Genomic DNA, 12,266 nt, shown 5'->3' on the forward strand with positions numbered 1-12,266 from the left:
CTTATGGTACAATAGGATAGAATATAAAAGGAGGCTAGATCTCTTGAAACTTGTTGATGCCAGAGGATATTCCTGTCCGGAACCCGTAATTTTTACCAAAAGAGCTTTAGCGGATGATCCTTCAGAAATCATGGTCATTGTCGATAATGAGACATCCAAAATTAACGTTGAACGGTTTTTGAGAGTTGCCGGATATCAGGTCGAAGTTGATCATGAGCCGTCAAATCAATATTCTCTAAAGGGAATAAAGAAAGCTTAGCCTGGATTTTGGGCAGATCCTGGTTTTACCCTGATGTCTCCGTTTCTTTCCGTAACATGAATTGAATCAAAATATTCCAGTAAAGGCACCGCAAATTTACGGCTAGTCTGCCAGCAGTCCCGTGCTTCAGAAACCGTAATCTGTCCATTTTCTTGCAGGTGCTTTTCCAATATTATTTTAGCTTTTTCTATTGCACTTGCTGCAATATAGAATTCTCCTACCTGTTTCCAAACGTTATTTGTTTTAAGATATTCGGCATATTCCAGAAATTTTGCAGCGGGTACCCCGCATTCTACAACCGCAGTTTCCTGCCCCGGAGGATTTAGCCCTGCCTTTTCCCAGATTTTTCGCAAAGCGTCAAGCTTTTGCCTGATATCCTCAGGCAGCCCGATTTCAGATACTGCCTGGACCAGACTGCTGCTTAGCCTGAAATACTGATGATCTGCTCCCCATTCCAAGATCAACTGCCAGCGTTTATGGGAGACAGCCGTTTTCAGGATTCTTTTTAATTCCTCTCTGCCAATTCCTCCGCGCAGCGGATATGTCTTTTGATATTTCATTACTTCCGCATTTGCTTTAAGAGCCCATTCTTCTGCTGTACTTTTAAGCCAGAATAATGATAATCCATCCTCAGCTAAGATTACAACAGTCTGATCATCTTTGAGACGATCCAAAGCCAGCTGAACTTCGTCCTGCCCAAGAGCAGACTTTTTCCTGACTTCATCGGAAGATAAAGGGATAGTAAGCTCTTTTTTTATTTGATCGGTTAAGCCGCCTTCTGCTTTAGACCGAAATTCGGTTATGACCTTTTCTCGAAAACGTTTTTGTTTGGCATTAGCCAGGCTCAGCACAACTCCTCCGCCGATCGTCGCGACAGGTGAATAGTACCTGATTACAAACCGGTCCCCTTTTGCTGCGACAACCGGTTCCTCCAGAATGATTTGGGCAAACCCTTTCTCGCCGGGAGCCAATTCTTCCTGAGCCAGAAGATGAACCCGTCCCAGTGTTTCGGCCGTTCCTAAATGAAAATGTATCCTCTGCCTTTGTTTAATCGTTCTTTGCTCTGACGCGAGGTTGAACAGTTCTACGTCTAAAATTTGTCCTGCGTTGTAATATCCGGGATCAACAAGGCTTGCCCCCTTGGGAATATCACTTACAGCCAGTCCGGCTATGTTTATCGCAACCCGCTGTCCGGCATAAGCCTCGGAGGCCTGTTCGCCATGAACCTGAATATTCCTAATTTTCACGGTTTGTCCTCCCGGTTCCAGACATGCTTCCTGTCCTTTCTGAATCGTCCCTGTGTTTAACGTCCCTGTGACCACTGTTCCAAACCCCCGAATCGTAAAAACCCTGTCAATCGGCATTCTTGACGGAAGATCCAAACGTCTCCCCTCGGTTGTTTGGAGCACAGTCATAATTGTCTGCAGCAATTCCGGAATCCCTTGGCCAGTGACAGAAGATACTTTGCAATACGGAGCATCCCGCAGAAAACTGTCTTGAAGTTTTTCTCTGGTATCCTGTTCAATCATGGAAAGCCATTCCTGATCAACCAGGTCAATTTTTGACAGTACAACAATTCCTTTCTCTACATTTAACATGTTTAATATGTCCAGATGTTCCTGGGTTTGAGGCATCACGCCTTCATCGGCAGCAATAATCAGCAGAACGATATCCATTCCGCTCGCGCCGGCTAACATTTGGCGAACAAATTTTTCATGACCCGGTACATCAATGATTCCTGCTTTACGGCCGTCCGGAAGTGTCAGATAAGCAAACCCCAGCTCGATCGAAATTCCTCTTTCCTTCTCTTCCTTGAGCCGGTCTGTGCTTATACCTGTCAAGGCTTGAATAAGGTTGGTTTTCCCATGATCCACATGGCCTGCTGTTCCAATAATTAAATATTTTTCCATAGCTAATACCTAAAGTACAGGTCAACCCCATATTTTAATGATAGCGTTGACATGGTACTCGTACCTTATATTTATTGCGGATATTTCTGACTCTAATTATAATATGGGTTTGAATTTTTTCATATTCTGATTTTGATTTGCTACGCATAAATATTACTGATTGTGGAAATAATAGCAAAGTATTCTAAAAATTATTATTTTGTATGTTGACTTACATAAACAATCATACGATTGCAATGCCATGGATAGAAATTGCAGCGACCCTATTTCATTTAGCCTCCGGAGGTATCTGCATTGAACCCATTGCCAGGAATTCGAGAAAAAGAGCATCTGCGCGCCCATTACACAGACCGTCCCGGCCTTTACCTGCTTCAGTTAAGGTTGAAAAAATATCTGAAAGCTGCGGCCGGTAGACCGGTGGTTCTATTATGTATAGGGACGGACCGTTCTACCGGCGATTCTCTGGGGCCTTTAACCGGCACAAAACTAGATGGAAAAGGTCTTTCAGGATTGACGGTTGTCGGAACGCTCGAAAAGCCTGTTCATGCAGAAAACCTTGAATCCACCTTGAAAAACTTGTTTGCCACGTATTGCAATCCCTATATTATTGCCCTGGATGCCTGCCTGGGTCAACTTGACTCCGTCGGCTACATCAGCCTGGCAGAAGGCCCTTTGAAACCAGGAACCGCCGTAAAAAAAGAACTGCCGGAGGTAGGAGAAATCCACCTTACCGGCATTGTCAATATCAACGGTTTTATGCAATACATGGTGCTGCAAAACACCAGATTGAGTATCGTATGGCAAATGTCTGAAGTACTATGTAATTTGTTCCAGCGGACTTACTTCTTGTTGAATCAATCGTGAATTTAAATAGTTAGCTCATTCTTCGAGGCTTTTTCGATAGCGAGCTTCTCCTCAGGGCTAAGTTTAACATTGGCCTGCCCTTTTTCGATCCCTTTGGCATAGATTCTGCACTCTTCAACACTATGAATTCCTGTAAGGACGACGCCGGTCTTTTCCTGATTCAGTAAAGCAAGGGCGAAGCTCAGGTCGGCACCCATATTTTCGAAAGAATTAAATCGGACCAGTTCCGCGCGGTCAATTCCGTTGCGGACTTTATCTTCGGCAAGCTTAAGCCTTTGCCCATGCTCTGCAGCAATACGGCTTAATTCAGCAACTTCTTTTAAGTTGGCGCTCAGCAGTTCTTCCAGCTGTGTTCCGGATAAGAACGTCTGCAGGCTGATATAGGATTTTTCAAATTTACTCATACGGACACGTAGAGCATTGGTCATAACAATCGCAATCACGGTAACGATCAAGGCTACAACCGATACTGCCAAGACGACAATCATCTCGGGTTCTAAAACAGAAAACAACAATGATCCCCCCTAAAGAATGTAATAATATGTTCCACGTGGAACATATTAAACTTCAATCTCCCAACGTTCTAAAAGCCGGTTAAGTTCATCCCGGGAATAATAATTAATTTCAATTTTTCCTTTTTCTTCACTTCCTGATACAGCTACCTTGGTCTGAAAACTGTGCCGCAGTTTTTCTTCAATATCATTTAAAGAACTATAGCTCTTGTTTTTCGGTGTCTTCACAGCATTTTTGGCACGTTGCACTTTTTTTTCGCTATTTTGAGCTATCATTTCCGTTTCCCTTACAGATAATACTTCCTCAACGGCCCGTTTCGCCAGGGAAATCTGCTGCTCTTTATTGTCTAAAGAAAGTATCACCTTGGCATGTCCCAAAGAAATTGCTTCTTTATTAATCAGTTCCAGAACTTCAGCAGGCAGCTGGATAATCCGAAGTAAGTTGGCTACAGTAGGCCTGCCTTTACCGACGCGCTTAGCAACCTGTTCCTGAGTTAGTCTATAATCCTGAATTAATCGTGCATAAGCGAGGCCTTCTTCTACAGGAGATAAGTCTGCACGCTGGATATTTTCGATTAAAGCCTTTTCCGTCATTTCCTGCTCAGTACAGTCTCTGACAATACAGTTAATCCGGTCGGTCCCTGCAAGCTGTGTAGCCCGAAAACGTCTCTCTCCCGCAATGATGATGTATCTGTTTCCTTCAGGCTTTACAAGGATAGGCTGCAGCAATCCATGTTCTTGAATGGAATCCGCAAGCTCTTGAAGTTTTTCACGGTCAAACTCCCGTCTCGGCTGGCCAGGATTTGGTACAATATCCGCCAGCATTATTTCTTTAATTTCACTGCTTTCCGTTTCTCTTTCCGTAATCAAAGCGCCAAGCCCTCGGCCTAAACCTTTTTTAGACACGTTCCAAGACCTCCTCGGCTAAATCTCGATATACTTCAGCACCACGCGACTTGCTATCATATAGAATGATCGGCTGACCATGGCTTGGGGCTTCACTAAGCCGAACATTCCGGGGGATAATGGTTCTGAAGACTTTATCTCTAAAATATTTCTTGACCTCATCGACGACCTGAATCGATAAATTTGTCCTCGCATCAAACATGGTCAAAAGTACGCCGATAACTTGAAGGTCTCTATTAATGGAACGTTTGACCTTATCAAGCGTATTGACCAGCAAGCTTAAACCTTCCAGCGCATAATACTCACATTGAATAGGAATCAGAACATCTGTTGCCGCACAAAGCGCATTCAACGTAAGAAGTCCCAGGGAAGGGGGACAATCAATAATTATAAAATCAAATTCATCCTTTATTCCCTGCAAAGCAGTTGCAAGCTTTCCTTCACGGTACAGCTGGGAGACCAGCTCAATCTCGGCACCGGCCAGTTCAATACGGGCAGGCGCAACCTTTAAGTTTTTCAGCTCTGTATCGGCGATCACACTTTGAATGTTTTCTTCATTGATAATTACATCATAAATACAGCGGGACAACCGATGTTTCATAATGCCACAACCGCTGGTGGCATTTCCCTGTGGATCAAGATCAACGAGGAGAACTTTTTTTCCTTTCTCAACCAGACTGGAGGAGAGATTCACAGCAGTCGTTGTTTTGGCGACTCCTCCTTTTTGATTTGCTATAGCAATGATTCTGGCCAATCTTGTATCTCCTTCCTCACAGACTTGATCAATTAGTACCTAGTCAACCTTAAAATAATAATATACTGACGAGCAGATTTTTGTAAGACAAGGCGAAAAATTAAGGCATACCAGCCATATGGCAATTAACGTCCACGGATGAACTAATGCAGTGATGCCATGGACAGCACGAAGCTACAAGAAAACACAGTATTACATGAAATATGCCGACAGTTATATAAGATTTAGGGTTGACATGGAACTTGGCCTGTAAAAAAAATTTATTTATATCATTATACTACAAAATTATACTATAAAATATTTAAAAACCACTTATTTAATCATTCTTGATCATTTCAGCAGGATGATTACTGAGAGGAGTTTTTTTCGGTTTCCCAGCTTGACGCGGATATTGAGCAGGTGTGTTCAATATTTTTTTAACAATAATCAGAGAACGGTTATCCGCGCCTTCCGCCAATGAATATTTTTCGACATGCTCAACTTCACAGTTTAGGATCCGCAAGGCGTTCTTAGCCAAAGTTATTTCATTTTCAGGATCGATTCCCTTCGCTGCAATAAATCTTCCGCCAACTTTCAGCAAAGGAGTTGCATATTCCAGCAGTACCGGCAGCTCCGCGACTGCTCTGGCCACCGTAATATCAAATCGCTGCCGGTACGCCTTGCTGCGGCCAATATCTTCAGCTCGTGCATGGCAGGTTTCGACCTTCAAGCCAAGGCTATCGCAGACCTCCTGCAAAAAATGAATTCTTTTGGCTAGCGCATCGACAAGCACGACTTTAATTTGCGGCAAAAGTATTTTAATGGGGATACCTGGAAATCCAGCACCGGTACCAAGATCCGCAATAACAATTTGTCCATTGGGATAATAATGCATTATCCACTTGACAAACACCAGAGAATCCAGATAATGCTTAATCACTATTTCTGCCGGATCGGTAATAGCTGTTAAGTTCATTTGTTCGTTCCTCTGGAGTAACAGTAATGTATATTGTTCAAATTTTTCAAGATGTTCGGCGGAGAGTTCCAGACTCAAGACATCCCGGACCTTATCGTGCAAGACGCTAAGCGGTTCCTTAAGATCCATTTTCAGAAATTGATCATTCATCAGAAATGTTCCTCCGCCTTTGTTCCAGATAAATCAATAAAACCGAAATATCCGCAGGACTCACTCCGCTGATTCTCGATGCCTGTCCGACGTTGATCGGCTGCACGCCGTTAAGCCGCTGTCTGGCTTCATTGGATAGACCTTTGATTTTCAAATAATCCAGATTAACAGGCAGAACTTTTTCTTCAAGTTTGATAAATCGGTTTACTTCTTCCTGTTGTTTCTGAATGTACCCTTCGTATTTAATTTGGATTGAGGCTTCTTCTAATGCTTCAGCGTCATACGCCCCCATCTCCGGCATAAAACGTGGCAGCAAATCCGGTATAATTTCCGGCCTCTTCACAAGTTCCTCTGCTTTAATTCCGCTTCGGAGTGGAGTAGACCCCGCCTGGATCAGCAATTCCTGAATATCTGCATTGGCGGGAGAAAAAGTAATCGTCTTCCATTGCTGAAAGATTTTCTCCAGATTGTTCAGCTTCTGCTCAAAAATCTTCCACCTGTCATCTGCAACTAGTCCCAGTTTTCTACCCTTCTCAGTCAAACGCAGATCAGCGTTGTCCTGGCGCAGTAGCAAACGGTATTCCGCCCTTGAGGTCAAAAGCCTGTACGGCTCACAAATCTCTTTATTGACCAGGTCATCAATTAGTACACCGAGATATCCGTCGGAACGCTTCAAAATAAAAGGTTCTCGGCGTAAAGCTTTAAGCGCTGCGTTGATTCCGGCCATTAAGCCCTGCCCGGCCGCTTCCTCATACCCGGATGTTCCGTTAAGCTGTCCCGCTGTAAAGAGTCCCGGGAGATTTCGTACTTCCAGCGTCAGAGAGAGCTGATACGGTTTGACATAATCGTATTCAATCGCATATCCGGGACGCAAAATCTGAACATTTTCCAAACCGGGAATGCTACGGAAAAACATATGCTGGATTTCTTCCGGCAGGCTGGTTGACAGCCCGGCAACATATAATTCCTCACTATCTTTGCCTTCTGGCTCAAGAAAAAGCTGATGGGCCTGCCGCTGCGCAAAACGCACAACCTTATCTTCAATAGAAGGACAATACCTCGGGCCAACGCCTTCCACCACGCCGGTATACAGCGGTGCGCGGTGCAGGTTATTGCGGATAATGCCATGCGTTGTTTCCGTCGTGTAGCCCAGCCAGCAAGGAAGCTGATTTTCCGGGGTATTTCCCCAAAACATGCTTTTAGTTGGCATAAACGAAAAATATTTTGGCTCGCTGTCACCCGGCTGAATTACGAACTTAGAGAAATCTACTGAGCTCTTCAGAATCCGAGGAGGCGTTCCGGTTTTAAACCGGCCAAGTTCTATGCCGCGTAGTTTCAGATCCTCAGACAGGGACCCCGAGGTGATCTCTCCGGCCGGTCCGCCTTCATAAAGCGCTTCCCCAATTATTATCCTGCTTCTGAGGTATGTTCCGCCCGTCAGAACAATACTGCCTGCCTCAAAGACTGCGCCTGTACGCGTGACAACACCTTTAAGTTTATCCCCATCAAAATGGAGCCGCTCGACCAAAGCCTGTATCAAGGTAATCTTGGCCTGATTGTATAGGTTGCTTAACATCCGATGGTGATAAGCTTTTTTATCTGATTGAACTCTTAGTGCATGGACAGCCGGCCCTTTGCCCGTATTCAGCAGCCTGGCCTGAAGTGCTGTCTCATCGGCAACAATTCCCATCTGACCACCTAGCGCATCAATCTCCCGCACCAGATGGCCTTTCGCCGGACCGCCTACGGACGGATTGCACGGCATATGCGCAACTTTATCTAAATTAATCGTAAGCAGCAGTGTATCGCATCCCATACGGGCAGAGGCGAGAGCAGCCTCACATCCGGCATGTCCCGCCCCGACAACAATCACATCATATTTTCCAGCAAAATAATCCACAATTAACCTACTTTCCAATACAGAATCGGGAAAAAATATTATGAAGCAACTCTTCCTGAACCTGATGCCCCGTAATCAAAGAGATTTCTTCGAGGGCTGAACGGACATCGATCGATACCAAATCAAATGGGACATTCGCATAGACAGCTTCAAGGGCTTTTTCCAAAGAGTGAATGCAATTTTCCAGAGCTTGAATTTGACGGATATTCGATAATAACGGATCAATTGTGACGGATATCTCTCCTTCAAAAACCCTATTTAGAATTTCCTTTTCTAGTTCAGCAAACCCAATCCTGTTTTTTACAGAAAACGGCAGCGCAAAAACTTCAGGAGGAAGAAAAGTATCATTAAATTCATAAGAAGACAAAAGATCAATTTTATTAATCAAAACAATCGTTTTATTCGCGTATTCCTCAAGAATTATTCTTTCTTCGTTCGTGAGCCTCCCCGAACGGATCTCGGAGGCATCGAGCAAGAGCAGAATGACATCTGCCATACTAAGCGCCTTCCAGGCTCTCTCAATGCCAATCATTTCGACCGGATCATCACTTTCTCGGATTCCGGCAGTATCGGTAAGGTGCAGCAGTACTTCACCAATCTTGATATATTCATGAATCTCATCCCGGGTTGTTCCCGGAATATCCGTAACAATCGCTCTTTCTTCGCGCAAAAGTGCATTCAGCAGACTGGATTTTCCAACATTCGGCCTACCCGCAATTACCGTGGAAAGACCTTCCCTGATAATTTTACCGGTTTTGCTTCCTTTGAAAATTTCTAAAGAATTTTCTTTAGCATTTAATATTTTTTCAGACAGTTCTTTCAGCGCCAAATCATCAATTTCATCTTCCGGAAAATCAATGGTTGCTTCAATATAGGATAGGATATCCAAAATATCCTGTCTGACTTCATTAATTCTGGAGGACAATCTCCCTCCGAGCTGAAGCAAAGCCAAGTCCGCAGATAGCTCTGTCCTAGAGGAAATCAAGTCAATTAACGCTTCAGCCTGAACAAGATCCATTTTCCCATTCAAAAAAGCCCTTTTGCTGAATTCACCGGGCTCTGCCAAGCGCGCTCCCTGCCGGAGACAGGCTTCAATGATCCTTCTTGCCGGTATCAATCCACCATGACAATTTATTTCATAGACATCCTCACCCGTAAAAGAATGAGGCCCTTTCATCCTGCTGATCAGGACTTGATCAAGCTGCATCGCACCATCATAAAAGTCCCCCAAATGAAGCGTAAATGTTGTGTCGGACAGCCATTTGTCTTGATGGACGGGACAAAAACAAACATCCAATATTTTTTGGGCTTGCTTTCCGCTTAAACGGATAACATGAATGGCCCCTTCTCCGGCCGGTGTAGCCAAGCCGACAATCGTATCATCCATTTTTCTCAACTCCAGAAATAGTAAAACTTAGCGCTCTATCTGAAAATAATAAACCTTTCTGACAGAAAAGTAAAAGGGGTTGCCCCCTTCTACATAATTATGCCTTTTCTATATGATTCCGTTTTAAAGCAATGACAACTCTTCGGTGAGGCTCTTCCCCTTCACTAAAAGTCGTTACTTTCAATTCATTTTGCAGGGCCGTATGAATAATCCGCCGCTCTTGAGGACTCATCGGTTCTAAAACAATTCTATTGCCGCTTTTCTTAACCTTTTCAGCCAGTCTTTTGGCAAGAACAATCAGCGTTTCTTCCCGGCGCTTCCGATAACCCTCAACATCAATCACGATTCTCGTCTTATTAGACAATTTTTTTGCGACGGCCAAATTTGTTAGAAACTGTATGGATTCCAAAGTATCCCCTCTGCGGCCAATCAGTATGCCAAGGTCTAAACCGGTAATATTTATTTTGACCTGTTCATCACGGTTAATTACCTCGAAGTCAGCATCGACGGACATTGCCTTAGTCAACCCTTTGAGAAATTCACAGGCCAGTGCTCCCGGATCATCCTCAAAATTGATTCTGACTTTGGCCATTTTATTGCCAAAAAGTCCAAGGAGTCCTTTTTTTCCCGGTTCTTCCAGCACTTGAACAGTAACCTGATCTCTGCTGACGCCAAGTTCGGCTAATCCCAATTCAATAGCCTCTTCAACCGTTTTTGCAGTTTTATCTGCAACCTTCATTCGTGTACCTCCTCAGTCAACAGAGGCTTCTTTTTTCTCTGCCGACAACTTCTTATTGATATAGACAGTTTGCAGGATCGACACAATGTTCATCGTTATAAGATAAAAACCTAAGCCAGAAGGAAGCGTAATTACGATATAAGCCATAAAGAACGGCATGACATACAACATCATTTTCTGAGTCTGTTCGGCAGTAGCCTCAGCTGTATCTTTTTTCGCACCAGGCTGACTCTTGTTGGGGCTTGTTGCCATCGAGACCTTTGTCATTAAGAAAGACGTCACCCCAGCGAGAATCGGTAAGATTAAATGATAAGACAATTGAAAGCCGTATGCTACAGTAATATTGAAACCTAAAAACCAGACACTGGCATCATTGCCGTAAGGGAAATTTGCCAACGTTCTATAAAATATCCACAAGATAGGAAGCTGTACCAAAATCGGCAAGCACCCCGAATAAGGATTCACCTTTTCTTCACTATATAGTTCCATGATTTTCTGATTCATCTTCTGCTTGTCATTGGCATACTTTTTCTGCAGCACTTTCATTTTTGGCTGCAAATCCGTCATTTTGCGCATGGACTGCATCTGTTTCCAGGTCAACGGGTAAAGAACAATCTTAATGATGATGGTAAAGATGATAATTGCCATACCCCAATATGGCAATCCGATCATGGACGAGAGATCAAACAGCCACTTTAAGATCGCGGCCATTCCCTGATAAACGATATCCACAAGAACCCTCCTTAAACTGGGTCATATCCGCCGGGATGAAAAGGGTGGCATTTGGCAATTCGTATGAGCGATTTACCAATCCCTTTGATGATCCCGTACTTTTTAACTGATTGAATCGCATAATCCGAACATGTAGGATAAAATCTGCAGGTTCGTCCCTTCAGAGGTGAAACAAATCGTTGATAGAAAACGATGATGGAAACAAAAACCGTTTCCATGATTTTACGCATTCTTTCCATCATAAATTCCCGCTTTTCTCCAAATATATAGTACAGATTTTTCAACTTCCTGCAAGGTTGCTTTATTGATTGCCGCACGGGCAATCAAAATCATCTCACAATCCATCTTCAATCCGTCTATATTCAAACGGACAGCTTCACGCATAAGCCTTTTGGCCCGGTTGCGCTTCACTGCATTGCCAACTTTTTTGGAAGCAATAAATCCAAATTTTTTGTTATGTCCTCGAAAGATATATATGACAACTTGTCTTGAGGTATAACTTTTTCCGTTAGTAAAGACACTTTGAAAATCGGCCTTTTTTTTCAATCTGTAAGACTTCAGCAGCATATGGCCCTCCTTGCTTTGCTAAAGGGCGTTCAGTACAAAAAAGGCCACAAACCTGCGGCCCTAAACTGCTAACTTCTTACGACCTTTCAAACGACGACGTCTTAAAACGTTTCTACCGCCAGTACTTTTCATCCGTTCTAAGAATCCATGAACTCTTTTATGGCGACGGGATTTAGGCTGATATGTTCTTTTCAAAGCAAACACCCCCTTATAATTCCAAGAATTAAAAACTCAGCTGGAGACAAGCTATTAGCGGCAACCTTAGCTGCACTTAGATCTATCGGAAACATGTTAGAGTATTTCTGATAGAGCTAATAAAAACGAAAGACAGACTATAGAAAATTATACTCCAATTATTTTTATTATGTCAAGAAAATAACTGGTTAATAACTCGGTGAATACAATATGGAGAAGCTCCGGATTGTTTGTGAAGTTTCCTGGATACTCTGAATTAACTGTTGATAACGAAATGAAAAGTTGTTATGATAAATGTACATGTTCGGCCCATAGTTTGATGATTGGATGTGTATAATTTTTCTTCTTTATCTGGGGTGTTATCCACAAATAACCTGATATTTGTGAATAACTTTTTTTTACTGATGCTTTTGCACTATCAATAAGGGGGTTCTCT

The 12,266-nt window shown here is 43.3% G+C and carries 14 protein-coding genes; 2 read left to right on the forward strand and 12 right to left on the reverse strand.

The window, feature by feature from the left end; translation table 11 throughout:
• The first annotated feature begins 43 nt into the window (after window positions 1–43).
• A complete protein-coding gene (locus AAH944_RS14490) occupies window positions 44–259 on the forward strand; it encodes a sulfurtransferase TusA family protein (RefSeq protein WP_415535468.1) in 216 nt (71 codons plus the stop codon).
• On the opposite strand, the gene selB is transcribed toward AAH944_RS14490, so the two are convergent.
• Window positions 256–2,169, reverse strand: coding sequence for a selenocysteine-specific translation elongation factor (gene selB / locus AAH944_RS14495; protein WP_415535469.1), 1,914 nt, complete (start codon window positions 2,167–2,169; stop codon window positions 256–258). The genes AAH944_RS14490 and selB overlap by 4 nt on opposite strands.
• Before the next feature lie 294 nt (window positions 2,170–2,463).
• On the opposite strand from selB, the gene yyaC reads away from it, so the two are divergent.
• Window positions 2,464–3,033: a spore protease YyaC gene (gene yyaC, locus AAH944_RS14500; protein ID WP_415535470.1), complete on the forward strand. Its 570-nt coding sequence runs from the start codon at window positions 2,464–2,466 to the stop codon at window positions 3,031–3,033.
• A gap of 2 nt (window positions 3,034–3,035) precedes the next feature.
• On the opposite strand, the gene AAH944_RS14505 is transcribed toward yyaC, so the two are convergent.
• The 11 genes from AAH944_RS14505 to rpmH all read right to left on the reverse strand — a co-directional run bounded on the left by AAH944_RS14505 (window position 3,036) and on the right by rpmH (window position 11,830).
• Window positions 3,036–3,545, reverse strand: coding sequence for a DUF4446 family protein (locus tag AAH944_RS14505; protein WP_415535471.1), 510 nt, complete (start codon window positions 3,543–3,545; stop codon window positions 3,036–3,038).
• 48 nt (window positions 3,546–3,593) lie between these two features.
• Window positions 3,594–4,451, reverse strand: coding sequence for a ParB/RepB/Spo0J family partition protein (locus AAH944_RS14510; RefSeq protein ID WP_415535472.1), 858 nt, complete (start codon window positions 4,449–4,451; stop codon window positions 3,594–3,596).
• Window positions 4,444–5,205 carry a ParA family protein gene (locus tag AAH944_RS14515; protein ID WP_015045007.1) on the reverse strand — a complete coding sequence of 254 codons (762 nt, stop codon included), beginning with the start codon at window positions 5,203–5,205 and terminating at the stop codon, window positions 4,444–4,446. Before AAH944_RS14515 ends, AAH944_RS14510 begins: the two co-directional genes overlap by 8 nt.
• Before the next feature lie 316 nt (window positions 5,206–5,521).
• Complete coding sequence (rsmG, locus tag AAH944_RS14520; RefSeq protein WP_415535473.1) at window positions 5,522–6,310, reverse strand: 16S rRNA (guanine(527)-N(7))-methyltransferase RsmG; 789 nt, start codon at window positions 6,308–6,310, stop codon at window positions 5,522–5,524.
• The gene (gene mnmG / locus AAH944_RS14525) at window positions 6,303–8,210 is read right to left on the reverse strand and encodes a tRNA uridine-5-carboxymethylaminomethyl(34) synthesis enzyme MnmG (protein WP_415537899.1); all 1,908 of its coding nucleotides are present in this window, start codon (window positions 8,208–8,210) and stop codon (window positions 6,303–6,305) included. Before mnmG ends, rsmG begins: the two co-directional genes overlap by 8 nt.
• Before the next feature lie 7 nt (window positions 8,211–8,217).
• Entirely contained in the window at window positions 8,218–9,597 is a 1,380-nt protein-coding gene (mnmE, locus tag AAH944_RS14530; protein ID WP_415535474.1) for a tRNA uridine-5-carboxymethylaminomethyl(34) synthesis GTPase MnmE, read from the reverse strand.
• Window positions 9,598–9,694: 97 nt separating this feature from the next.
• Window positions 9,695–10,336 carry an RNA-binding cell elongation regulator Jag/EloR gene (jag, locus tag AAH944_RS14535; RefSeq protein WP_415535475.1) on the reverse strand — a complete coding sequence of 214 codons (642 nt, stop codon included), beginning with the start codon at window positions 10,334–10,336 and terminating at the stop codon, window positions 9,695–9,697.
• A gap of 12 nt (window positions 10,337–10,348) precedes the next feature.
• Window positions 10,349–11,068: a YidC/Oxa1 family membrane protein insertase gene (locus AAH944_RS14540; protein ID WP_415535476.1), complete on the reverse strand. Its 720-nt coding sequence runs from the start codon at window positions 11,066–11,068 to the stop codon at window positions 10,349–10,351.
• Between the two features lie 11 nt (window positions 11,069–11,079).
• Window positions 11,080–11,307, reverse strand: a complete 228-nt coding sequence (gene yidD, locus AAH944_RS14545; protein WP_015045013.1) for a membrane protein insertion efficiency factor YidD — start codon at window positions 11,305–11,307, stop codon at window positions 11,080–11,082.
• Window positions 11,291–11,635, reverse strand: coding sequence for a ribonuclease P protein component (gene rnpA, locus AAH944_RS14550; protein WP_015045014.1), 345 nt, complete (start codon window positions 11,633–11,635; stop codon window positions 11,291–11,293). The genes yidD and rnpA overlap by 17 nt, the downstream gene beginning before the upstream one ends.
• 60 nt (window positions 11,636–11,695) lie before the next feature.
• Window positions 11,696–11,830, reverse strand: a complete 135-nt coding sequence (rpmH, locus tag AAH944_RS14555) for a 50S ribosomal protein L34 (RefSeq protein WP_081580541.1) — start codon at window positions 11,828–11,830, stop codon at window positions 11,696–11,698.
• Window positions 11,831–12,266 lie beyond the last annotated feature (436 nt).

Source organism: Dehalobacter sp. CP, assembly GCF_047652685.1.
Lineage (GTDB): Bacteria > Bacillota > Desulfitobacteriia > Desulfitobacteriales > Syntrophobotulaceae > Dehalobacter.

Excerpts from the sequence above, each read along its gene's own strand:
- rnpA (WP_015045014.1), bottom strand. The coding sequence starts at position 11,635 with ATGCTGCTGAAGTCTTACAGATTGAAAAAAAAGGCCGATTTTCAAAGT.
- rsmG (WP_415535473.1), bottom strand. The coding sequence starts at position 6,310 with ATGAATGATCAATTTCTGAAAATGGATCTTAAGGAACCGCTTAGCGTC.
- selB (WP_415535469.1), bottom strand. The coding sequence starts at position 2,169 with ATGGAAAAATATTTAATTATTGGAACAGCAGGCCATGTGGATCATGGG.
- mnmE (WP_415535474.1), bottom strand. The coding sequence starts at position 9,597 with ATGGATGATACGATTGTCGGCTTGGCTACACCGGCCGGAGAAGGGGCC.
- jag (WP_415535475.1), bottom strand. The coding sequence starts at position 10,336 with ATGAAGGTTGCAGATAAAACTGCAAAAACGGTTGAAGAGGCTATTGAA.
- yidD (WP_015045013.1), bottom strand. The coding sequence starts at position 11,307 with ATGGAAAGAATGCGTAAAATCATGGAAACGGTTTTTGTTTCCATCATC.